14 protein-coding genes, 1 tRNA gene and 3 rRNA genes are annotated in these 23,449 nt (G+C 52.6%); 2 read left to right on the top strand and 16 right to left on the bottom strand.

The annotated features are described in order from the left end of the window. Window positions 1-28: 28 nt before the first annotated feature. Window positions 29-1,105, bottom strand: a complete 1,077-nt coding sequence (locus ABIE48_RS34080; protein WP_145030023.1) for a PIN/TRAM domain-containing protein — start codon at window positions 1,103-1,105, stop codon at window positions 29-31. Window positions 1,106-1,332: 227 nt separating this feature from the next. On the opposite strand from ABIE48_RS34080, the gene ABIE48_RS34075 reads away from it, so the two are divergent. Beyond that, window positions 1,333-1,728 (top strand): nucleoside triphosphate pyrophosphohydrolase family protein, encoded by a 396-nt coding sequence (locus tag ABIE48_RS34075; RefSeq protein WP_076176710.1) that lies wholly within the window; start codon window positions 1,333-1,335, stop codon window positions 1,726-1,728. Between the two features lie 105 nt (window positions 1,729-1,833). Here the strand turns inward: ABIE48_RS34075 and pssA are convergent, their stop codons facing one another. From pssA to ABIE48_RS34015, 12 genes are all read right to left on the bottom strand, one after another. Further along, on the bottom strand, window positions 1,834-2,565 hold the full coding sequence (gene pssA, locus ABIE48_RS34070; protein WP_145030025.1) for a CDP-diacylglycerol--serine O-phosphatidyltransferase: 732 nt from the start codon (window positions 2,563-2,565) through the stop codon (window positions 1,834-1,836). Window positions 2,566-2,619: 54 nt separating this feature from the next. Beyond that, on the bottom strand, window positions 2,620-3,696 hold the full coding sequence (gene disA, locus ABIE48_RS34065; protein WP_076176708.1) for a DNA integrity scanning diadenylate cyclase DisA: 1,077 nt from the start codon (window positions 3,694-3,696) through the stop codon (window positions 2,620-2,622). Window positions 3,697-3,709: 13 nt separating this feature from the next. Further along, window positions 3,710-5,077, bottom strand: a complete 1,368-nt coding sequence (radA, locus tag ABIE48_RS34060; protein WP_089549786.1) for a DNA repair protein RadA — start codon at window positions 5,075-5,077, stop codon at window positions 3,710-3,712. A gap of 226 nt (window positions 5,078-5,303) precedes the next feature. Further along, window positions 5,304-7,754, bottom strand: a complete 2,451-nt coding sequence (gene clpC / locus ABIE48_RS34055) for an ATP-dependent protease ATP-binding subunit ClpC (RefSeq protein WP_192717555.1) — start codon at window positions 7,752-7,754, stop codon at window positions 5,304-5,306. Window positions 7,755-7,831: 77 nt separating this feature from the next. Continuing rightward, window positions 7,832-8,890: a protein-arginine kinase McsB gene (gene mcsB, locus ABIE48_RS34050; RefSeq protein ID WP_145165258.1), complete on the bottom strand. Its 1,059-nt coding sequence runs from the start codon at window positions 8,888-8,890 to the stop codon at window positions 7,832-7,834. 28 nt (window positions 8,891-8,918) lie between these two features. Continuing rightward, the gene (gene mcsA / locus ABIE48_RS34045; protein ID WP_145030031.1) at window positions 8,919-9,443 is read right to left on the bottom strand and encodes a protein-arginine kinase activator protein McsA; all 525 of its coding nucleotides are present in this window, start codon (window positions 9,441-9,443) and stop codon (window positions 8,919-8,921) included. A gap of 29 nt (window positions 9,444-9,472) precedes the next feature. Continuing rightward, a complete protein-coding gene (locus tag ABIE48_RS34040) occupies window positions 9,473-9,934 on the bottom strand; it encodes a CtsR family transcriptional regulator (protein ID WP_076176703.1) in 462 nt (153 codons plus the stop codon). A gap of 405 nt (window positions 9,935-10,339) precedes the next feature. Beyond that, window positions 10,340-11,527, bottom strand: a complete 1,188-nt coding sequence (locus ABIE48_RS34035; RefSeq protein ID WP_192717556.1) for a GNAT family N-acetyltransferase — start codon at window positions 11,525-11,527, stop codon at window positions 10,340-10,342. 390 nt (window positions 11,528-11,917) lie between these two features. Beyond that, a 5S ribosomal RNA gene (rrf, locus tag ABIE48_RS34030) occupies window positions 11,918-12,034 on the bottom strand. Window positions 12,035-12,132: 98 nt separating this feature from the next. Further along, window positions 12,133-15,061 (bottom strand): 23S ribosomal RNA (locus tag ABIE48_RS34025). A 117-nt stretch (window positions 15,062-15,178) separates the two neighbouring features. Then, window positions 15,179-15,254, bottom strand: a tRNA-Ala gene (locus ABIE48_RS34020). 126 nt (window positions 15,255-15,380) lie between these two features. Further along, window positions 15,381-16,933 (bottom strand): 16S ribosomal RNA (locus tag ABIE48_RS34015). The 16S, 23S and 5S rRNA genes sit together here with 1 tRNA gene alongside, the layout of an rRNA operon. 472 nt (window positions 16,934-17,405) lie before the next feature. Between ABIE48_RS34015 and ABIE48_RS34010 the strand changes: the two genes are divergently transcribed. Further along, window positions 17,406-18,653 carry a molybdopterin-dependent oxidoreductase gene (locus ABIE48_RS34010; protein ID WP_192716649.1) on the top strand — a complete coding sequence of 416 codons (1,248 nt, stop codon included), beginning with the start codon at window positions 17,406-17,408 and terminating at the stop codon, window positions 18,651-18,653. A 22-nt stretch (window positions 18,654-18,675) separates the two neighbouring features. Here the strand turns inward: ABIE48_RS34010 and ABIE48_RS34005 are convergent, their stop codons facing one another. The 3 genes from ABIE48_RS34005 to ligA all read right to left on the bottom strand — a co-directional run bounded on the left by ABIE48_RS34005 (window position 18,676) and on the right by ligA (window position 23,443). Beyond that, the gene (locus ABIE48_RS34005; RefSeq protein WP_192716650.1) at window positions 18,676-20,538 is read right to left on the bottom strand and encodes a transglycosylase domain-containing protein; all 1,863 of its coding nucleotides are present in this window, start codon (window positions 20,536-20,538) and stop codon (window positions 18,676-18,678) included. Further along, a complete protein-coding gene (locus ABIE48_RS34000) occupies window positions 20,535-21,146 on the bottom strand; it encodes a hypothetical protein (RefSeq protein ID WP_192716651.1) in 612 nt (203 codons plus the stop codon). Before ABIE48_RS34000 ends, ABIE48_RS34005 begins: the two co-directional genes overlap by 4 nt. 275 nt (window positions 21,147-21,421) lie before the next feature. After that, window positions 21,422-23,443 (bottom strand): NAD-dependent DNA ligase LigA, encoded by a 2,022-nt coding sequence (gene ligA / locus ABIE48_RS33995; protein ID WP_192716652.1) that lies wholly within the window; start codon window positions 23,441-23,443, stop codon window positions 21,422-21,424. Window positions 23,444-23,449: the final 6 nt, after the last annotated feature.

Below are 23,449 nucleotides of genomic sequence, written 5' to 3'. Positions count from 1 at the left end.
AAAAGAGTATACCCCCATCATACCGCGTTTACTGGGCTTTTTCCAACAGTTTCGGTTTGGCGAAGATCATCCGCCCCGCGGAGGTCTGCAGCACGCTCGTTACCAGCACTTCCATCATATTGCCTATATAGTCGCGTCCGCCTTCAACCACAATCATGGTTCCGTCATCGAGATAAGCCACTCCCTGGCCATGCTCTTTGCCGTCCTTGATCACCTGCACCATAATTTCTTCCCCCGGCAGGACGACCGGCTTCACGGCGTTGGCCAAATCGTTAATGTTCAGTACGGATACGCCTTGCAGCTCACATACCTTGTTCAGGTTAAAATCGTTGGTCACTACTTTGCCCTGCAGCACCTTGGCGAGCTTCACCAGCTTGCTGTCCACTTCGGAAATTTCTTCGAAATCCCCTTCATAGATCAGCACCCTGACATCCAATTCCTTCTGGATCTTGTTCAAAATATCGAGTCCTCTGCGTCCGCGGTTGCGCTTCAAGAGGTCCGAGGAATCCGCGATATGCTGAAGCTCTTCCAGTACGAATTCGGGAATGACGATCGTTCCTTCGATAAAACCGGTTTTGCAGATGTCCGCGATCCGGCCGTCGATGATGACGCTCGTATCGAGAATTTTATGCTCCTCAATCCGGCGTTCCTCCGGCAGCTCGCCCCGGCTCCATTTGCCGGAAGTCCACAGGGAAGCGAGCTCCTCTTTCTTTTCCAAACCAATCCGGAGTCCCATATAACCGCACACAAACGTCACGCCGACAGCCAGCAAATCCCCGGCATGTCCAATCCAGGCAAGGCTGGGGTAGATTAATAGAGCCAGCAGCAGTCCTCCGATCAGACCCGACGCTCCGGCCGCCAGTTCATTCATCGGCGTGTTCGAGAACGAAGCGATAAACGAATGCAGACGATACGATACAGCTTGAGCACACAGGGAACCAATCAACATAAATAAAATTGCGCCAACCACAGCGAACATCAGGCTGCCCCACGGCGAATCATCAATACCAATTCCAGGGAACGACCAGCCTGCTGCATGATGCAGCGAGTACCCGATCCATGCCCCGCATAATCCGGCAAATGCCGTGATCGATTTCCTCAGCATCAGTTCCCTCACCTCCTTAAATCCATATTTTTAATAGTTGCAGATTTCATTAGCAGTATGGTCCATTTTGCAGCAACCTAATCCTGTATATTCCAATTTTTATTGGACGGCTGAACCTTTCTTTTGTACCATCCTACAGAAGTCTCGTTTTTGGTTGAAAATGGGGAATTGACTGGAATATAATAAGTTCAATTCAAAAAACTAGAGGTTAGAGGTGAATAGGTTACATGGGCACACCAAGTTTACAAGACTTTCAAGATCAGGTTTCCGAACTGTTGCTCCGTCACCGCAGTCTGCTGGATGTATTGTCAAAGAATGGACAAAGCAGTGCCTCCGTTAACCGGTCCGTCGCCAAGGCGATTACGGATTGCGGTTGTATTGAACTTCATGCCACCAAACAAACCTTTGCTCCGGGACTGAACCTCGAGGAAGCCAAGGAAACGGTACGGACCCATGTCCAAGGGGAGCTGTGCGAGAACTGCCGCGAGGTGATCAGCACCGAGCTGGGGCGGAACCTGTTTTATATGTCGGCGCTGTGCAATCTGCTCGATATCAATATGGATGAAGTGGTCCGGAAGGAATCGCAAAAATGCTCTACCCTCGGTCTGTTTAACATGTCATAGACGACAAGATTTTTTATACATCAAAAAAAGCATTTATCTCGCTGCTCCGGGCAGGAAATAAATGCTTTTTATTTTTGCATCCCGTTCTATTAAACAGGACGTCATTTATGAGGAGTGGTCGTTGAACACTTTATCGGACTGCTCGCGATGGCGGCGGCGTCTCCGCGACAACCTTCTCATGTTCTCCTTCACACCGTAAGCGGCATACAACACCAGCGGCAGGAAAATCAGCTTGGAGAGCTGATCCGGGAACGTGACGGCGACCGCAACTGCGGCAAGAATGACGAACGGCGCATACATCATCGCTTTCTTCGGAAAGCCGATTTTCTTGAAGTTCGGATACCGGACCGTGCTGACCATCAGGTATGACAGCAGCAGCATGGCGATGATCATATAGGGGGCGGAAATATCATCACGGAACAAAGATAATGTAGCAAGCACACCGCCCGCTGCCGGTATAGGCAGACCTATAAAGTATCCCGGGCTGCCTGATTGGACGTTGAAGCGGGCAAGCCGAAGCGCCCCGCACATGGGAAATACGGCGGTTACCGTCCAGATCAGCGCGTGATGCATATCGTGGAAACAAGAAATGTACATGATAAGAGCGGGTGCAACACCAAAGGAAATTACATCCGAGAGGGAGTCCAGTTCCTTGCCCAACTCACTCTGTGCATTGAGCGCCCGGGCCACCCGGCCGTCCAATCCGTCGAGAAGCATTGCAATGATAATCATGATGGCCGCCAAGCTCAGCTTGTTGTCGAGGGCCAGCATAATCCCTACCATTCCGAGAAACAAGTTACCCAAGGTACACATGTTCGGAATTGATTTCGTAAACATTTTCTCACCTCAAATATCGTAGTACCCCCATGTCATCCATTGATTGTATGGCATTTAAATTTGTCTGTCAATGAATACTTGTTCCTGCAAGCGTTTCAGTCCCTCTTTAATATTGCGGGCTCTGACTTCGCCAATTCCATCCACTTCATCCAATTCTTCGATCGTAGCCATCATGATATGCGGCAGCCGTTCAAAGCGTTCCACCAGGTTGTGAATGATGACGTTCGGCAGACGTGGAATTTTATTGAGGATCCGGTAACCACGGGGTGCTACAGACTCTTCTGAGGTTGCAGCCGACAACGGATATCCCAGCAGGCGGACGACATAGTGGATATCGAGCAGCTCGTCGTCGGTCGCCCGTTTCAATCCGGCGATCATCTCGCGGATCTTCTCATCGTTGTCGTCACGGGCATAGTCTTTGTACAGAAGCCAGGCTTCTTCCTCCATGTTGCTCACGAGCTCTTCCATCTGCATGCTGATCAGGCGCCCTTCGTTCCCCAGCTCGTTGATGTAGCGCTTGATTTCCATCTTGATGCGCAGAACCATCTCCACGCGCTGAATGACGTTGACCACTTCGGGAACGGTGACCAGCTCTTCGAATTCGGAAGCCGACAGGTTTGTCAGCGACTGGTTCAGCACCGCCCGGTACTTCTCCAGTGTCTGAAGCGCCTGGTTAGCTTTGGTTAGAATGACGCCGATCTCTTTCAACGCGTAGCGGAGCGTCCCTTGGTACAAGGTAATAATGTTCCGGCGCTGGGAAATCGACACGACCAGCTTGCCGGTCTGTTTGGCGACCCGTTCGGCCGTCCGGTGCCGAATCCCCGTTTCGATCGAAGATATGGACGAGTCCGGAATCAGCTGGGTGTTGGCATACAGAATCCGCTTCAGGTCTTCGCTCAAAATGATGGCCCCGTCCATCTTGGCCAGCTCATATAAGTAGTTGGGCGAGAAATCGCAGTTGATGGAGAAGCCTCCGTCCACAACCTCCATCACTTCGGGACTGTAGCCGACCACCAGCAGTCCCCCGGTTTTGGCGCGCAGCACGTTTTCCAGGCCGTCGCGAAACGGCGTACCGGGTGCCACGAGCTTCAATAAATCGTTCATTTTCTCCAATTGGCTCGGTTCTTTCATCTTCATTTGCCCCCTAATCTAACGCGACCGCTAGTGCATCTGCAACGGTACTCACTCCGATGATTTCAATACCTTTGGGGTGCCTCCATCCTTTCAAACTTTTCTCCGGTAAAATAATCCGCTTGAACCCCAGCTTCTCCGCTTCCCGGACGCGCTGTTCCACACGGGAGACGCCCCGAACTTCACCGGTCAGGCCAACTTCGCCGAACATGACGTCATACGGCTTTGTCGGAATATCCCGAAAGCTGGAGGCGATGCTGACGGCGATGGCCAGATCGACCGCCGGTTCGTCCAGCTTGACGCCCCCCGCCACGTTCAGGTACGCATCCTGATTCTGCAGGAACATACCCATCCGCTTCTCCAGCACCGCAATGATCAGTCCCATCCGGTGATGGTCGATCCCGGTACACATACGCCGGGGTGACGGAAAATGCGTGGAAGAGATCAAGGCCTGAAGCTCGACCAGGACGGGTCTGGTGCCCTCCATGCTGGCAACGACCGTGGATCCCGCCACGCCCAGCGGACGCTCGGACAGAAACAGCTCCGACGGGTTCCCTACTTCGACCAGCCCGACCTCGTTCATCTCGAAAATGCCGATCTCATTTGTCGATCCAAAGCGGTTCTTAACGGCTCTTAACAGCCGGTAGGTATGATGACGCTCGCCTTCAAAATAAAGCACACAGTCCACCATATGCTCCAGCAGCCTCGGTCCGGCGATGGCCCCTTCCTTTGTAACATGCCCTACAAGGACGGTGGCGATGCCGAGCCCCTTGGCTACCCGCATAAACCGGGCCGTACATTCCCGGACCTGCGCCACGCTTCCCGGCGCGCTGGTCACCTCGGGAATGTAGACCGTCTGGATGGAGTCGATCACCAGAAACTGAGGCTTTACACTCTCGATCGCCTCTTCGATCAGATCCATATTCGTCTCGCACAGAACGTACAGTTCTGGCGAGAGGGCACCGAGGCGATCCGCCCGGAGCTTGGTCTGACGGACCGATTCCTCACCGGACACGTACAGCACGCGCAGGCCGGACTGCGTCAGAGCGTGCGACGTTTGCAGGAGCAGGGTCGACTTGCCGATGCCGGGGTCGCCCCCGACGAGGATGAGCGATCCGGGAACGATCCCGCCGCCCAGAACGCGGTTGAGCTCGCCGATCCCGGTCAGCACCCTAGCTTCCTGGCTGCTCTCTATATTTATGATCGAAAGCGGCTTTTCTTTACTATGAAAAAGCGGGGAATTCATCCCCTGCGTCTTGATGATGCTTTCCGTTTCTTCTACCATCGAGTTCCAGGCCTGGCAGCCCGGACACTTTCCGTACCACTTGGCAGCTTCATAGCCGCACTCGGTACAGTAAAATTTCGTTTTCGATTTGGCCATGCTCTCTCCTTTGCTGCCGCCAATTTGTCTAATTATGTCGTTACCTCAGAATTTTGGCATTATTTTAAGTTTACCATTTATTAAGATTTATCGTAAAGTCTATCCAAAAACTTTACATTGATTTATCACTGCGAAACAAACAGAAAAGGGACCGACCCGCCGGGTCCATAAAAACCGGCGGGGCAATCCCTTGTGTTTCAGGCTTCTTATGAGGTCACCGGCTCATTTACGACTGTGTATTGGCCGATACATTTTCGTTTTTGCTGACCGTCAACGCGCCGTTCTCTTCATCGATGATCAGCGAGTCGCCCTTGGACACATGGCCCGTGAGCAATTCTTCCGACAGACGGTCCTCGATATGCTTCTGGATCGCCCGGCGAAGCGGACGGGCACCGAATGCCGGGTCGTAGCCTTCTTTGGCGAGGAATGCCTTGGCTTTATCCGTCAGGGTAAAGTCGACATCGAATTCGCGCAGGCGTTTACGCAGCTCTTCGGTCATCGTCGTCACGATTTCGGCGATGTGCTTCTCTTCGAGCGAGTGGAAGACGATGATTTCGTCGATCCGGTTCAAGAATTCCGGACGGAAGCTCTTCTTCAGCTCTCCCATCACTTTATCCTTCATGTTGTTGTAATCGGCCCCGGCGTCAGCGGCTGCCGTGAAGCCCATCGTGGAGTTCCGCTTGATCGCTTCCGCACCGACGTTGGAGGTCAGAATGATCAGCGTGTTGCGGAAGTCCACCACGCGGCCCTTGGAGTCGGTCAGACGGCCGTCCTCCAGCACTTGAAGCAGAATGTTGAACACTTCAGGGTGCGCCTTCTCGATTTCGTCCAGCAGAACGACCGAGTACGGCTTGCGGCGTACTTTTTCGGTCAGCTGGCCGCCTTCGTCATAGCCGACGTATCCCGGAGGCGCTCCGACCAGCCGGGACGTGGAGTGTTTCTCCATGTACTCGGACATGTCGATGCGGACTACCGCATTTTCGTCGCCGAACATCGCCTCGGCCAGAGCACGGGCCAGTTCGGTTTTACCTACACCCGTAGGTCCAAGGAAGATGAACGATCCAATCGGACGTTTCGGATCCTTCAGACCGGCACGGGAACGTCTTACCGCGCGGCTGACCGCCTTGACGGCTTCTTCCTGGCCGATAACGCGTTCGTGCAGGATTGTCTCCATATTCAGCAGGCGTTCCGTTTCTTCTTCCTTCAGCTTGCTGACCGGAATACCGGTCCAGCTGGCCACAACCTGGGCGATATCCTCAGGCGTCACTTCGGAGTCCGTACGGCCCTGTTTCTCTTTCCATTGATTCTTTGTAACGTCCAGCTCTTCGCGGATCTTCTGCTCCGTATCGCGAAGGGCGGCCGCTTTCTCGAATTCCTGGCTTTGCACGGCCGAATCTTTTTCCTTGCGGATATCTTCAAGCCGGCTTTCCAGTTCCTTCAGATTCGGCGGAATGGTGTACGTGTGAAGCCTTACCTTAGAGCCCGCCTCGTCGATCAGGTCGATCGCTTTATCCGGCAGGAACCGGTCGGAAATGTAGCGGTCCGACAGCTTCACGGCTTCCACGATCGCCTCATCCGTAATTTTCACGCGGTGATGCGCTTCGTAGCGGTCGCGCAGGCCGAACAGAATTTGAATCGCTTCTTCCGGAGACGGCTGATCCACCGTGATCGGTTGGAAACGGCGCTCCAGAGCGGCGTCTTTCTCGATATATTTGCGGTACTCATCCAGCGTGGTGGCACCGATGCACTGCAGCTCTCCGCGGGCAAGCGACGGCTTCAGAATGTTGGATGCGTCGATAGCGCCTTCCGCGCCGCCGGCACCGATCAGCGTATGCAGCTCGTCGATAAAGAGGATGATGTTGCCCGCTTGGCGGATCTCATCCATGATTTTCTTCAAGCGGTCCTCGAACTCGCCGCGGTATTTCGTACCGGCTACAACCGATCCCATGTCCAGCGTCATGACGCGTTTGTCACGCAGCGTTTCCGGGATTTCGTTGTTGATTATTTTTTGCGCCAGGCCTTCGGCGATGGCGGTTTTACCAACCCCCGGCTCACCGATCAGCACCGGATTGTTTTTGGTCCGGCGGCTGAGGACCTGGATAACTCTTTCGATCTCGTTGCTGCGGCCGATGACCGGATCCAGGTTGCCTTCCTTGGCAATCGCAGTCAAGTCACGAGCCAGGCTGTCGAGCGTCGGCGTGCTGACGTTGGATTGGTTGCCGTGATGGCTGGATACAGCCTCGCTGCTGCCCAGCAGTTGCAGCACTTGCTGGCGTGCCTTATTCAGGCTGATGCCGAGATTATTCAACACACGGGCGGCCACGCCTTCGCCTTCGCGAATGAGGCCGAGCAGGATGTGCTCTGTGCCCACATACGTATGACCCAATTTGCGCGCTTCGTCCATGGACAGCTCAATTACCTTTTTGGCGCGGGGGGTATAAGCGATATTCGTCGGCTGTTCCTGCCCCCGTCCGATGAGCGTTTCCACTTCATCCTGGATTTTTTCAAGGCCAAGTCCGAGTCCGATTAAAGCTTTAGCGGCTATGCCGTCCCCTTCCCGGATCAGTCCGAGCAAAATATGCTCCGTACCAATGTTGTTATGCCCTAAACGAACCGCTTCCTCTTGTGCCAATGCGAGCACCTTCTGCGCACGTTCCGTAAATCTTCCGAACATCATATCTCCTGCACCTCCATGAGTTTTATCATCGCTTCTCCACTTGCGTCCTTCATCGTAAAGCTGTATATCATAAAGGCTCAGCGCTTTCCGAGGGTTTCCCGGATGAGCTTCGCCCGGTAAATATCGCGTTCTTCAGTGTTCATATCGTGACCGTAGGTTTTCTGCAGGAAGCCCGGCTGGGTCATCACATTCAGTTCATTCATCACCGAAATGGACGGTCCTTCGAGAATCCCGAGGTCAACCCCAAGGCGCACGTCGGAGAGACGCTGCCCCGCCTCCTTCGAATCCATGACTTCCGCGTAGGATAAAATCCCATAGGACCGTTTGATGCGGTCGGTAATGCGAAGTCTGGAATCGTTCATAAGCCGCGTGCGTGCATTTTTCTCATGCTCGATAATCTGCAGCACGACGCTGTGGAGGTTGTCGATGATTTCATTCTCGGTCTGTCCCAAGGTAATCTGATTCGAAATTTGGAACAGGTTACCTATTGCTTCGCTGCCTTCCCCGTAAATTCCTCTAACCGTGAGCCCAACTTGTGAAACGGCGGATAAAATCCGGTTGATCTGCTGGGTCATCACCAGCGCCGGGAGGTGCATCATGACCGAAGCCCGCAGGCCTGTGCCCACATTGGTTGGACAGCTGGTCAAGTACCCGTGCTTATCGTCAAAGGCGTAATCGATGTATTCCTCAAATTTATCGTCAATGCTCGAGGCCTTCTCCCAGGCTTGGCGGATTTGAAAACCGGGGTATAGACATTGAATGCGAAGATGGTCCTCTTCGTTAATCATAATGCTGACCGATTCGTCCTCACTGAGGATCACCGCGCCGTTCTGGGATTCATTCGCCAAATTAGGGCTGATCAAATGCTTCTCTACCAGCACCCTTTTGTCCAGCGGATCGATGTGGTCGAGCTCCACGGTATAAAAAGTTCCAAAAGACTGAAGGTGATCACTGGGAATACCCGTCAGACGTTTGAGCACTTCCTCCGACTGCTGGCGGGTGGCCAATAGCGGAAAAGGAAGATGCTGCAGGTTGCGCGCAACCCGAACCCGGCTGCTGATGACGATTTCGGAAGCATCGGCCTGGCCGCGCATCCAATCGCTCAGCGCTTTCTCGGTAAACCGGAGATTTGGCATCACGCATTCCTCCTCCTTCGAGTGAACTTTACTGTTCCGACAATTCTTTCTCAAGCGTACGGATCTGGTCGCGCAGCTTCGCAGCCTCTTCGAATTCCTCTTCATGAATACGCTGCTGAAGCTCGAGCTTCAAGCCGTCGATTTTCCGTTTGGCTTGAATTTTGCTGCCGCCTCTCTTGGGCAGCTTGCCGACATGTACGGTACTACCGTGAACTCTTTTGAGCAGAGGGTCCAGGCGGTTGCCGAAGTACTTATAACAGGAGCTGCAGCCGAACCGGCCGATCTTGCTAAACTGCGAGTACGTCATCCCGCACTCTTCACATCTCAGCGATTGAGCAGCCTTGGCGCTGCTTGCCGCCCCTTTGCCGGCCATGTCAATGTCCATGAGACCAGACAGCAGGCTGTGTATAGAAAATCCGCCAGAGGTTCCGGGGATCATTTCCCCTTTCTCCCGGGCACAGGATTCGCAAAAATGAAACTCCGTCTTCTCACCATTCACAATCTTGGTAAAATGGAGAGTCGCCGGTCTCTTACCACATTCTTGGCAAAGCATACCGATGTACCTCCTTTTTCTCCGTAAGCCTATTTGCCTAACAAAGAAATCAGCATCGCCTTCATCAGCCGAGCACGTATCTCATCCCGGTAAGGAAGCTTGATCATCAGGCACTCTCTGGATATCGCGGCGCGCATAATGCTCGCTTCGCGTTTGCTAAGGATGCGTGCTTCCTCCAACTGATAGATCAGCCCTTCGGCCACGTTCTGATCGATGCGTTCCCCAATCGTTTGGTGGAGATGCGTATGAAGCGCCGAGTATTGCGGGAGTTCAATCCGTTGAATCCGGATATACCCTCCGCCACCGCGCTTGCTTTCCACAAGATAACCTTTTTCCAGCGTGAATCGTGTACTGATCACATAGTTGATCTGGGATGGAACGCATGAGAACTGATCAGCCAGATCGTTGCGCTGAATTTCAATCATTCCTTCGGGACTATCATGCAGAATACCCTTCAGATATTGTTCAATAATATCAGAGATATTACGCATTGTTCATCCTCCATTACGTTAAAACGTCAAGACCTTCATGGTCATTCGTTAGTCCGTTCGCATACCCATACCATCTTCTCTAAACTTAACCAATGGTCGTGGGCTCGAATCTGGATCTTAACCCGGTGAATATGTTATAACTGATCTAAACCTTGCGCATTCACTATTGTGAGTTCAACCGTAAACAAACATACATTTGAATTTACGTTGACTTTGACTTTCTTTGATCTAAATTATAACATATTCTCACGTTTTGCCAAGAGGGTGTATCTTCATTTTTGACGTTCTCCTTCTTTTTATACCGCACCGATACGAAATAACCCCCTGCAACGTATGCAGAGGGCTATTATTCTGACCGGATTCCAGCTCTTTAAGAACTATAAAGTAAGGAATATTATACCATGATTAAAAGAAGTCCATAAACAAGGTCTGTCGGGCGGGGATCCGCGCTTCCAATATGCTCACTGCCTTCGCACTGCCTGAAATTCGTCCGGATTGGTATAGTTCAGCCGGCCGTTTGAACCCCGTCAGCATGACGGTCAGTGCCTGGATGTCGCAGCTAAGGACCTCATCCTGCTGTTCTTGAGATGAATCCAGGGGAGAGACCGATGCGGTTCCGTCCGATGAGAACGACCAGCTCCAAACGCCTTCATTCCAAGGTGCATACATATCCGTCAGCTGAATAGTTAGACGCTCGGATCCCCCCTCGCCGGAGGCTGTAAAAGGATAAGCTTCGACGAGTTTCTTCATATTTACGATACGGGCCATCCCATATGGGATAATTTCCTGGTTAATACGTGGATCGGCCAAATGATATGTAAGACTGTCATCTATCGGCATGAAATTGACGATTACCTGCGTCACCATTGAATCGTGATTGGCGATATAAGTCCATAGCGCACGACGTGCCTCATCCGTGACATAAACGAGTTCATCGATGGTAAACTCCTTGTTTTCCACCTTATAAAGAACATATCCTTCCGGCGCACCTGATGCCGAATAATATACCGCGGTATGCCCATCTTCATCCAGTACCGAACGGGTCCACCATTCCCGGGTTCGGACCATTAATCCATTATAACGTTTGGAAAATGCAGCATAGACCGTATCCAGAACATCCACGTCCTTGGTATCCCGCCGAATCGCGCCTTCAGTGATGACCTTTGCCGGCAATTTATCGGTAGAAATGACATATTTCTTGTACTCGCTGAACATTTCCCAGCCGTATTTCCGGTAAAACGGGTAGGAAAAAGGATGCAGCATGGAAAAGACTTGCCCGTTCTCATTCATCTGCTGCAGCGCGTGCGTCAACAGATGCTTAATATAACCCTGCCTTCGGTTCTCCGGCCATGTGGAAACGCTCGCAATTCCGCCCATAGGAAAAGTCTCACCTTGAACCGATACCGTAAACGGGATTAACACCAGCTTAGCAGCCAGTTGCTCATCTTCGTCAAAAATGCCCCACACCTGCTCAGGTTTAAATCGTTCTTTGGCCAGCTGCTTTCGCTCGGGAGTCATCTTGTATTGAAAAGCATATTCGCTTAGCCGAGTGCTTTGCTCAAATTCTTCTTCCCGTAAATTCCGGATTTCCATGCTTCCACCTCGCCTATTAAGGATGTGCCTGCGAATTCAATCAAACCATCATCGTCCTGACAATCATTGAATTCAATTCAAAGACGAGTATGGCAAAACCTGTGTGCAAAGTCAATCCATCCTGCAATTTATCCTGTTTACCTGGGGACAACTAATATAAAGAATAGGATCTTGTCGTGGTTATTCACGATCATCTGTGGGTTATGGGGATCATTTTGTGTATTTGTGGATGGTTTTTTGGCGAAACGGGGAGTCGAAAACGTTATCTGTGCATAATTAAGATGAAGGAATGTCAAAAACATTGGGGGCTGTGGATGAAAAAAGCCCCTTATCAACAGGAGCGGGGGGGAACAAAAAAACCACTGTCGATGTTATCAACAGTGGTTCTTCGCTTGGCAACGTCCTACTCTCCCAGGACCCTTCGGTCCAAGTACCATCGGCGCTGGAGGGCTTAACGGTCGTGTTCGGGATGGGTACGCGTGGAACCCCTCCGCTATCGCCACCAAACGTTCAAGTGTTTGATCACCTGAAAACTAGATACGAAACGAATCTGCGAATTAATCTAAGCATATGCTTCCGTAGCAAGCTTTCTTTCAGAAAGCTTTTAGGATAAGCCCTCGACCGATTAGTATTGGTCAGCTCCATGCATTGCTGCACTTCCACCTCCAACCTATCTACCTCGTCGTCTACAAGGGGTCTTACATACTGGGAAATCTCATCTTGAGGGGGGCTTCACGCTTAGATGCTTTCAGCGCTTATCCCGTCCGTACGTAGCTACCCAGCCATGCTCCTGGCGGAACAACTGGTGCACCAGCGGTACGTCCATCCCGGTCCTCTCGTACTAAGGACAGCTCCTCTCAAATTTCCTACGCCCACGACAGATAGGGACCGAACTGTCTCACGACGTTCTGAACCCAGCTCGCGTACCGCTTTAATGGGCGAACAGCCCAACCCTTGGGACCTACTTCAGCCCCAGGATGCGATGAGCCGACATCGAGGTGCCAAACCTCCCCGTCGATGTGGACTCTTGGGGGAGATAAGCCTGTTATCCCCAGGGTAGCTTTTATCCGTTGAGCGATGGCCCTTCCATGCGGTACCACCGGATCACTAAGCCCGACTTTCGTCCCTGCTCGACTTGTAGGTCTCGCAGTCAAGCTCCCTTCTGCCTTTGCACTCTTCGAATGATTTCCAACCATTCTGAGGGAACCTTGGGGCGCCTCCGTTACTCTTTAGGAGGCGACCGCCCCAGTCAAACTGCCCACCTGACACTGTCCCCATACCGGATCACGGTACCAGGTTAGAACCTAGATACGATCAGGGTGGTATCCCAACGGCGCCTCCACCCAAGCTGGCGCTCAGGTTTCAAAGGCTCCCACCTATCCTGTACAGATCGTACCCAAATCCAATATCAAGCTGCAGTAAAGCTCCATGGGGTCTTTCCGTCTTGTCGCGGGTAACCTGCATCTTCACAGGTATTAAAATTTCACCGGATCTCTCGTTGAGACAGCGCCCAAGTCGTTACGCCATTCGTGCGGGTCAGAATTTACCTGACAAGGAATTTCGCTACCTTAGGACCGTTATAGTTACGGCCGCCGTTTACTGGGGCTTCGGTTCACAGCTTCGGGATTGCTCCCTAACCGCTCCCCTTAACCTTCCAGCACCGGGCAGGCGTCAGCCCGTATACTTCGCCTTGCGGCTTCGCACAGACCTGTGTTTTTGCTAAACAGTCGCTTGGGCCTTTTCACTGCGGCCCCCTCGTGCTATTCACACTACCGGGGCACCCCTTCTCCCGAAGTTACGGGGTCATTTTGCCGAGTTCCTTAACGAGAGTTCTTCCGCGCGCCTTAGAATTCTCTTCTCGCCTACCTGTGTCGGTTTGCGGTACGGGCACCTTCACCTGGTTAGAGGCTTTTCTTGGCAGTGTGAGATCATGACCTTCGGTACTATAATTTTCCCTCCCCGTCACAGCCCAGCCTTAAAGTGTGCGGATTTGCCTACACACCAGCCTCACTGCTTGGACGAGCATCCATCAGCTCGCGTCACTACCCTCCTGCGTCACCCCATCACTCATAACGGTTTACGGTGGTACAGGAATTTCAACCTGTTGTCCTTCGATTACGCCTGTCGGCCTCACCTTAGGTCCCGACTTACCCTGAGCGGACGAGCCTTCCTCAGGAAACCTTGGGCTTTCGGCGGATCAGATTCTCACTGATCTTTTCGTTACTCATACCGGCATTCTCACTTGTATACGCTCCAGCACTCCTTACGGTATACCTTCAACGCTGTATACAACGCTCCCCTACCCCTGATGCAAAGCATCAAGCCACAGCTTCGGTGGTGTGTTTAGCCCCGTTACATTTTCGGCGCAGAGTCACTCGACCAGTGAGCTATTACGCACTCTTTCAATGGTGGCTGCTTCTAAGCCAACATCCTGGTTGTCTGTGCAACTCCACATCCTTTCCCACTTAACACACACTTGGGGACCTTAGCTGATGGTCTGGGCTGTTTCCCTTTTGACAATGGATCTTAGCACTCACTGTCTGACTCCCGGTTACAAGTCTATGGCATTCGGAGTTTGACTGAGCTTGGTAACCCTTGCGGGCCCCGCACCCAATCAGTGCTCTACCTCCACGACTCTATTCACCGAGGCTAGCCCTAAAGCTATTTCGGGGAGAACCAGCTATCTCCGAGTTCGATTGGAATTTCTCCGCTACCCCCACCTCATCCCCGAATTTTTCAACATTCGTGGGTTCGGGCCTCCAGTGCGTGTTACCGCACCTTCACCCTGGACAGGGGTAGATCACACGGTTTCGGGTCTACGTCCACGTACTCATTCGCCCTATTCAGACTCGCTTTCGCTGCGGCTCCGGCTTCTCACCTTAACCTTGCACGGGAACGTAACTCGCCGGTTCATTCTACAAAAGGCACGCCATCACCCATAAACAGGGCTCTGACTTCTTGTAAGCACACGGTTTCAGGTTCTATTTCACTCCCCTTCCGGGGTGCTTTTCACCTTTCCCTCACGGTACTGTTTCACTATCGGTCGCTAGGGAGTATTTAGCCTTAGCAGATGGTCCTGCCAGATTCATACGGGGTTTCACGTGCCCCGCACTACTCGGGATCCGTCTCGGAGGGAACTGACTTTCGGCTACAGGGCTTTTACCTTCTATGCCGGGCCTTTCCAGACCTCTTCGCCTAACCAGTTCCTTTGTAACTCCATGTGAGACGTCCCACAACCCCGGCCAGCAAGCTGACCGGTTTAGGCTGTTCCGCGTTCGCTCGCCGCTACTGACGGAATCACTCTTGTTTTCTCTTCCTCAGGGTACTTAGATGTTTCAGTTCCCCTGGTATGCCTCACCATAACCTATGTATTCAGTTATGAGTGACTGACTATTACATCAGCCGGGTTTCCCCATTCGGACATCCCCGGATCAAAGCTTGCTTACAGCTCCCCGAGGCAGTATCGTTGTTCGCCACGTCCTTCATCGGCTCCTAGCGCCTAGGCATCCTCCGTGTGCTCTTAGTAGCTTAACCATGCTACTTTTTACTTCTTGGTCTTACAATGAAGACACAAGCAGCTAAAAGGATATTTCTAAAACGCAGATTCGTTTCGTTATCTAGTTTTCAAGGATCAAATCGATGAAAGATGATTGGTGGAGCTAAGCGGGATCGAACCGCTGACCTCCTGCTTGCAAGGCAGGCGCTCTCCCAGCTGAGCTATAGCCCCTCAAATTCCATCAAAACTGAACAAATGGAATGATGTCATAGGTTGCTTTGCTTACGCAAAGCGGGTACGGCGACTTGCGTCGACCGTTATTTGAATGCTTCCATCGCAGGAAGCGATTCTCCATAGAAAGGAGGTGATCCAGCCGCACCTTCCGATACGGCTACCTTGTTACGACTTCACCCCAATCATCTACCCCACCTTCGGCGGCTGGCTCCTTGCGGTTACCTCACCGACTTCGGGTGTTGTAAACTCTCGTGGTGTGACGGGCGGTGTGTACAAGACCCGGGAACGTATTCACCGCGGCATGCTGATCCGCGATTACTAGCAATTCCGACTTCATGCAGGCGAGTTGCAGCCTGCAATCCGAACTGAGACCAGCTTTGATAGGATTGGCTCCACCTCGCGGCTTCGCTTCCCGTTGTACTGGCCATTGTAGTACGTGTGTAGCCCAGGTCATAAGGGGCATGATGATTTGACGTCATCCCCGCCTTCCTCCGGTTTGTCACCGGCAGTCATTCTAGAGTGCCCACCCGAAGTGCTGGCAACTAAAATCAAGGGTTGCGCTCGTTGCGGGACTTAACCCAACATCTCACGACACGAGCTGACGACAACCATGCACCACCTGTCTCCTCTGTCCCGAAGGAAAGGCCTATCTCTAGACCGGTCAGAGGGATGTCAAGACCTGGTAAGGTTCTTCGCGTTGCTTCGAATTAAACCACATACTCCACTGCTTGTGCGGGTCCCCGTCAATTCCTTTGAGTTTCAGTCTTGCGACCGTACTCCCCAGGCGGAATGCTTAATGTGTTAACTTCGGCACCAAGGGTATCGAAACCCCTAACACCTAGCATTCATCGTTTACGGCGTGGACTACCAGGGTATCTAATCCTGTTTGCTCCCCACGCTTTCGCGCCTCAGCGTCAGTTACAGCCCAGAGAGTCGCCTTCGCCACTGGTGTTCCTCCACATATCTACGCATTTCACCGCTACACGTGGAATTCCACTCTCCTCTTCTGCACTCAAGTCACCCAGTTTCCAGTGCGAACCAAGGTTGAGCCTTGGCCTTAAACACCAGACTTAAATGACCGCCTGCGCGCGCTTTACGCCCAATAATTCCGGACAACGCTTGCCCCCTACGTATTACCGCGGCTGCTGGCACGTAGTTAGCCGGGGCTTTCTTCTCAGGTACCGTCACTCCGATAGCAGTTACTCTATCGGACGTTCTTCCCTGGCAACAGAGCTTTACGATCCGAAAACCTTCATCACTCACGCGGCGTTGCTCCGTCAGGCTTTCGCCCATTGCGGAAGATTCCCTACTGCTGCCTCCCGTAGGAGTCTGGGCCGTGTCTCAGTCCCAGTGTGGCCGTTCACCCTCTCAGGTCGGCTACGCATCGTCGCCTTGGTGAGCCGTTACCTCACCAACTAGCTAATGCGCCGCAGGCCCATCCGCAAGTGACAGATTGCTCCGTCTTTCATCATCCCCTCAGGAGAGGAAATGAGATATCCGGTATTAGCTCACGTTTCCGTGGGTTATCCCGGTCTTGCAGGCAGGTTGCCTACGTGTTACTCACCCGTCCGCCGCTAACTATCAGGAGAGCAAGCTCTCCATCAAGTCCGCTCGACTTGCATGTATTAGGCACGCCGCCAGCGTTCGTCCTGAGCCAGGATCAAACTCTCCAAGAAAGTTGATATAGCTCATTTTGAATCTGACGAGATTGATTTAATCTCAGTTTAAAACATCATCCATTTGTTCAGTTTTCAAGGAACTTGATCGCTGCATTCGACATTATTTTCAAATCCAACGCAGGATTATATTGTATCATGTCATTCATACCGTGTCAATACTTATTTAGCAAGCATTGAGAAGATTTGAATCACCGCCTTGTTTAGCGGCAAGAAATAATATATCACGGATACCGCCTATTATGCAACAGTTTTTTTAAATTTATGTTGTGGTAAAATTTACTCACTTATTGTTAGCCAATTCTCTTCTTCACTGACGTAACTATATTGCATTAACAGTTGATCGCCAGGCTTAGAATTCTGTTCTTGCTGTAGTTGGTTCTTCACCATGTGCTTATCAAAAAGATCATAAGTAGAAGGTCAATACTCGCAGTACCGTTACTTTGTGTTTTCTTAACAAGGAGGCTGACAAATGAGCGATTGGTTAAACAAGATCCGCAAGGGCATCGGCAAGAAGCTGGCCGCCATTCACCGCTGGAACGCATGGATGGTTGCCTTTCTGGCATTTAGCGGAGTGATTCTTCCCCTTGGGTTCTGGCGCGAGGTGCTAGGCGGAGGCAGGGTTTGGCTGAAATGGCTTCATATCGGTGTCGGCCTGGCCCTGCTCCTTCCCGTCGTCTACTACCTCTTTCTGGCGGGCAAGCACTGGAAGCTGCTGAAGGACCGCCCGAAGCAGAAGTGGAATGTCATCATCGTACTGTTCCTGCTGGCCGGCTGGTTTCTCTCCGGGGTGGTATTGTGGCAGTTCAGAGCATTCGGCCCGGCATGGTCCAACCCCGCTCTGACGATTCACGACCTACTCACATGGGTGGGTCTGCCTTATATCATCTATCACTCGGTTACCCGTACCCAATGGCTTAAAGAGCCTCACCGGCGGACGGTGAAGTCCGGGGCTGACCGGCCAGCGGCAGCAAATACTGCAAACGAGCCGCTCTACACGCGCAGAGCTTTCATCCGATCAGCGATCGGGGTAGGTATGGCGGTAGCGTTCGGGCCTTCTTTTATCAAATGGCTGGGCAGCAGTATCGGTTCGTCACAGCAAAACATGGAGGAGCTGCTCGAAAGGGATGCCAACCATCTGGTTCCGGCACCCACGCCTGCCGCGCAATCCCTCACTCCTATCGGCGGAGGGGCTAAGGGGAATTTTCGCATCTACACTGTAACCCCCATTCCCTCATTCGATAATGCCAACTGGTCTTTTACCGTAGATGGGCTCGTCAATAAACGGCTGCAGTGGAACTGGGAACAATTCGTAAACCTCCCGCGTGTGGTTCAGGTCAGCGATTTTCACTGCGTCACCGGTTGGTCAGTGTACCATAACACTTGGGAGGGCATTCCGCTTAAAAAATTGTTGGATGAAGCCGGGGTTCAGCCAGCGGCACAAACCGTGAAGTTTTATTCGGGCGATGGGGTCTACACGGACTCTATAACGATGGAACAGGCTCGCATGGACGACATTATGGTGGCCGTTCTGCACGACGGCAAGCCCATTCCAAGCGATCTCGGCGGTCCGGTACGGCTGATCGTTCCCCAAATGTATACTTATAAGTCCGTAAAATGGTTAAACCGGATCGAGCTGATTCAAGGCGACCATGTCGGCTATTGGGAAGAGCGAGGTTACGATAAGAATGCATGGCTCCCGGACGCCAAACGGACATAACTTTCTCCTTACAGCCCTTTAATCAACGTTCAAGCGCCCTCCTCATGACCGCCGAAAACAAGGCGGCGGCCTTCCCGCTGCCTGCGGTCATGTAATTATCCGCATCCGTTCTGTCAAACCCCATCCATACAGCCCCGGTCCATTCCGGCGTATAGCCGACGAACCAAAGATCGCGGTTTCCCTTGCTGCTGACGCCGGGCAGGCCAAGCTGCGTCGTACCGGTTTTGCCCGCTACCGGCCGGTTCATCCTCACTTTCATGCCTGTGCCCTCGTTCACGACGCCGCGCAGCATGCTCGTCATATTTTCCGCCGTCGAGTGCGAGATGACTTGGCTCTCATCCGGACGGTAGGCATACAGCACCCGACCTTTTGAATCCGTAACCTGCCGTACGTGATGCGCGTCACGATAAATCCCTCCGCTGGCAAACACGCTGTACGCCTGCGCCATTTTCAAGGGGGAGACGCCGGAATGAACGCCGCCAAGCGCAATGGACAGATTAGCATCCTCAGAGGTAAGTGGAATGCCCAGCTTCGCCGCGAACTGTATCGCATTTGTAATCCCTACCTGCTGCAACAGCCATACGGCTGGAGCATTTACAGACTGCTGCAGCGCTTGCCTCATGGTCATTTGCCCCTGATAAGCTCCACCCAAATTCTGAGGCTTGTAGCTCCCGTAAGCTATCTTGCGATCCTGAAGCATGCTGTCCGGTGAATATCTACCGCTCTCAAGGGCTGGGCCGTAAGCGATAATCGGCTTAAAGGCGGAACCCGGCTGCCGGGCATCAACCACGGCCCGGTTCAAGCTGCCTGCAGCAGGATGCCTGCCTCCGGTCAGCGCCACGATCTCTCCCGTCCGATGATCCATAATCACCATCGCTGCTTCAACCTGCTGACCCTTTCCGTCCGACGGAAAGAAATCCGGGTTGGCGAAGGTATCTTCCAGTGCAGCCTGTGCAGCCATATTCATTCCCGTTACGATGGTATACCCACCCGTCTTCAACTCTTCCAACGTTTTGCCTGTTCGCTGCGCGGCTTCCTTGAGAGCAGCATCCATATAAGAGGCCCCCAGCATCGGAGGATTAACCTTCGCCGGCGGCTGATATTTCGTATTCATAGCAGAGATCATGACATCACGTGTAATCAGACCTTGCCGCTTCATAATACCAAGCACTACGTTGCGCCGTTGTATGGGCAGGTCGCCCTTATGTAACGGATTGTAAATGGACGGTCCCTTCGGAATGGCAGCCAAGGAGGCGATTTGCGCCACACTGAGCTTTTTCAGATCCGTCACCCTGAAATAATGCTCCGCCGCAGATTTGATGCCGAATTGTCCATCCCCCATGTAAATCTCATTTAAATACAATTCCAATATGTCACGCTTGGACAAGCGTTTCTCCAGCGACAAAGCAATAGAAGCCTCGTTCAGCTTGCGCAACAGCGTTTGATCCCGGTTCAGATACAGATTTCGGGCCAGCTGCTGTGTAATGGTGCTGCCGCCTTCCGAAATCCGCATATGGGTGGAGTTGGTGTATACCGCACGCGCAATCCCTTTGTAATCCAGCCCATTATGCCTGTAAAAACTCCGGTCCTCCACCGCTAAAAAAGTGTCCAGCAGCAAATCAGGCATATCTTCCAGGTGCGCCTTGGCCCTGTAGCCCGACTCCGGCAGTGGTATTTTTCGAAGCTTGGTCCCATCCGAGGCCACCAGGATGCTCGACTCCGGTAATACCAGTTTCTCGGGATGACGCCCCACGACGATGCCTCCGTACGTATGTACATAAAACAGACCCGCCAGTACGATCACCGTACCGATGACCGCGACATCGAACGAGAGGTAGAACCCCCTCATCATCTTACGCCAAACCTTTGCCTGCAGGCTGTTCATGACGCCGTCATCAGGCTTTCCAGAAGCCTCTCCAATCCTTGCGCTTCCCGCTTCACGGATTCCATATCGAAGTCTGGCGGCCGCTGACTGTCCAAGTCCGCAGCCTCCAATGTGCGGAGCAGAGATTTGATTCGCAAAATGACTGCCATGACCTCTTCGTTGTCCAAAAGTGGAGTCGTTTCATTTTGGAGGGTCGGTGTGGATATTCGATCGGCTGAAGATGTTGTCATCCATCTACGAATGCCCTGTAAGTGACTCGCCAATGCCTTCAACTCACCATCGGAGGCAACTTTCAGTTCACGGAAGGATCCTCGATCTGCCAGCTCCCCCGCCGCTCTCACGATCTGCTTCATATCATCCGCAAGTTTTTGCGAGCGAAGCATGAACAAACCGGCGAACACGATCAAAAAAACAACGGCGGCAATCGGCATTCTACCAATATAGTTCACCAAACCACGGGCCAGCCTGGCAAAAAATGAATCGGGCGAAACATGCGCATAGGACCACGCAAAGACACGGTATGTCAAAAAGAGTACGATACCGCTCAACAAAGCGCTGCCCGTCACTGTATACAGATAAGCAGCCCGAACCGTTAACCATTTTCTCAAAACTCAGGCCTCCTCTCAGCAAAGCGGAAAACTCACCCACCTATGCGCAAAAGGATACCAGACAATTCTTAACAAACACCCGCGAAATCCTTAACATTCCCTTAAAATTCCACCGCGAGCAGAAATCCTGCTTCATGCAGAGAGCCCCTTCAGGCGAGTTCCATAGAGGATCCAAAACAGGCAATGTTGGCATGAGGAAAAAAGAAAAAGCCCTGGACCCATTTTTCAATGAGCCAGGACCTTGTTGGTCACGTTCCTAAAGTCACGTTCTATAACTAGTTCGCTTCTTCGTTCAAAAGACGGATGAACTCGTCCTCATCCTCGATCACCTGGATGCCGAGCTGCTTCGCTTTGGCCAGTTTGCTGCCGGCCTTCTCCCCGGCAATGAGCAGGTCCGTCTTGGCCGAGACGCTGCCCGTCACTTTCGCCCCAAGCGCCTCCAGCTGCGCCGACGCCTCGTCGCGGGTCATTTGGTGCAGCGTGCCGGTCAATACGACCGTTTTCCCACTAAAGAAGGAGTCGGTTTTAACCGCCTGAGGTGCCTCAGGAGCCTTAGCCTGCACGCCGAGGGAGAGCATTTTCTCGATGCCCGCCACCACAAACGGATCGGCAAAGAAGTTCACGATGCTCTCGGCGACAATGCCGCCGACATCCGGAAGAGCGATTAACTCCTCTATGTCGGCTTTCATCACGGCATGGAGATCCCGGTAATGGTCCGCCAGCATTTTGGCCGTGGATTTGCCGGTGTTGGGAATACCCAATGCGTACAGGAAGGAAGCGAGATCCCTTCCCTTGCTTTTCTCAATCGCCTCCAGCAGATTCATCGCCTTTTTCTCGCCAAAACGATCCAGCTTCACCAACTGCTCAAACGTCAGCTCATACAGTTCTGCCGCTTCGCGCACGTTCAGTTCGTCGTACAGCTGTCCGGCTGTTTTGTCACTGAACGTCTCGATATCCATCGCGTCACGGGAGGCGAAATGCGTAATCCGTCCGATGATTTGCGGCCTGCAGTTCAGCTTGTTGTTGCAGAACAGATGGGCGCCGCGCATTTCCAGCGGGAAGCCGCACGCCGGGCAGTGCTCCGGATAAATGATTTCACCGCCGTCGTTCTCTTCGGTCACCTTACCCAAAATCTCCGGAATGACGTCGTTGGAACGGCGAATAAACACGCGTGTGCCCAGCGCATATTTCAGGTTTTTGCGTTCGATGTCCCCCACGTTGTTCAGCGTACAGTTCTGAACGGTAACACCCGCCAGCTCCACCGCCTCTACCCGGGCGAGCGGAGTTACTTTACCGGTGCGGCCTACGTTCCAGCTGACGGATTCCAGCACGGTTGTCGTCTCTTCCGCCTCGAATTTGTAGGCTACTGCCCAGCGAGGGAATTTGTCCGTATAACCGAGCGCCTCGCGCGTGCGCATGTCGACGATTTTGATAACGGCTCCGTCAATGAGATAGTCCAGGCTGGAACGGCGCTCCTGAATTTCGGCCAGCTGCTCCATCACATCGTCGAAATTATCGAAATACGTGATATACGGATTGACTTTAAAATGATTTTCCCGCAGAAAATCCATCATTTCCTTATGGCTGTCGAACCGGATGTTATCCGAATAGCCCACGTTGTAGAAATAGGCATTCAACCGGCGCTCGGCCGTCACCTTCGGATTCAGGTTGCGCAGCGCTCCCGCCGCCCCGTTCCGGGCGTTCTTGAGCGGCTCAGCCGCTGTCTTGTTGTACTCCTCAAGGACAGAGAGGTTCATAATCCCTTCGCCCTGGACCTCGATCGTACCGTCCTTATATGGAATGCTCAAAGGCACAGACTTAATCGTCTTGATCTGCGGAAGGATGCCCTCGCCGACCACGCCGTTTCCGCGCGTAGCCGCTTGAACCAATCTTCCGTTGGTATAAGTCAAATTAAGCGTGAGCCCATCAAACTTCAGCTCCACCGCGTAGCTCAGCTCGGGCAGAGGGCTATCCGGGTTTTTCTTGTTATAGTCTTGAACCAGCCTTACAGCCCTTGCGTTCCAGCTGCCAAGCTGTTCGATATTTTGGGCCTTATCCAGGCTCCACAGCGGAGCCAGATGACGATGCTGGACAAATCCTTTGAGCAGCTCTCCCCCTACACGCTGTGTCGGAGAATCCGGCAGCGTCATACCGGTCTCCTTCTCCAATGCAACGAGCTGGTCGTACAAAGCGTCGTACTCTTTATCGCTAATGACAGGCGCATCCAGCGTGTAGTATTGATAATTGTGCTTATTCAGCTCGGCTACGAGCTGCTCCATGGTCAACTTCGGATCCATGCAGGG

The organism is Paenibacillus sp. OAE614 (assembly GCF_040546645.1).
Lineage (GTDB): Bacteria > Bacillota > Bacilli > Paenibacillales > Paenibacillaceae > Paenibacillus_AQ > Paenibacillus_AQ favisporus.
Note: the sequence above shows the minus strand (reverse complement) of the source record. Positions and strands in the feature narration are given on the sequence as shown.

Coding starts and splice junctions, on each gene's coding strand:
- ligA (WP_192716652.1), bottom strand. CDS start 23,443: ATGGATCCGAAGTTGACCATGGAGCAGCTCGTAGCCGAGCTGAATAAG.
- ABIE48_RS34035 (WP_192717556.1), bottom strand. CDS start 11,527: ATGGAAATCCGGAATTTACGGGAAGAAGAATTTGAGCAAAGCACTCGG.
- clpC (WP_192717555.1), bottom strand. CDS start 7,754: ATGATGTTCGGAAGATTTACGGAACGTGCGCAGAAGGTGCTCGCATTG.
- ABIE48_RS34080 (WP_145030023.1), bottom strand. CDS start 1,105: ATGCTGAGGAAATCGATCACGGCATTTGCCGGATTATGCGGGGCATGG.
- ABIE48_RS34075 (WP_076176710.1), top strand. CDS start 1,333: ATGGGCACACCAAGTTTACAAGACTTTCAAGATCAGGTTTCCGAACTG.
- disA (WP_076176708.1), bottom strand. CDS start 3,696: ATGAAAGAACCGAGCCAATTGGAGAAAATGAACGATTTATTGAAGCTC.
- ABIE48_RS34005 (WP_192716650.1), bottom strand. CDS start 20,538: ATGAACAGCCTGCAGGCAAAGGTTTGGCGTAAGATGATGAGGGGGTTC.
- mcsA (WP_145030031.1), bottom strand. CDS start 9,443: ATGCTTTGCCAAGAATGTGGTAAGAGACCGGCGACTCTCCATTTTACC.
- pssA (WP_145030025.1), bottom strand. CDS start 2,565: ATGTTTACGAAATCAATTCCGAACATGTGTACCTTGGGTAACTTGTTT.
- ABIE48_RS34040 (WP_076176703.1), bottom strand. CDS start 9,934: ATGCGTAATATCTCTGATATTATTGAACAATATCTGAAGGGTATTCTG.
- radA (WP_089549786.1), bottom strand. CDS start 5,077: ATGGCCAAATCGAAAACGAAATTTTACTGTACCGAGTGCGGCTATGAA.
- mcsB (WP_145165258.1), bottom strand. CDS start 8,890: ATGCCAAATCTCCGGTTTACCGAGAAAGCGCTGAGCGATTGGATGCGC.
- ABIE48_RS34010 (WP_192716649.1), top strand. CDS start 17,406: ATGAGCGATTGGTTAAACAAGATCCGCAAGGGCATCGGCAAGAAGCTG.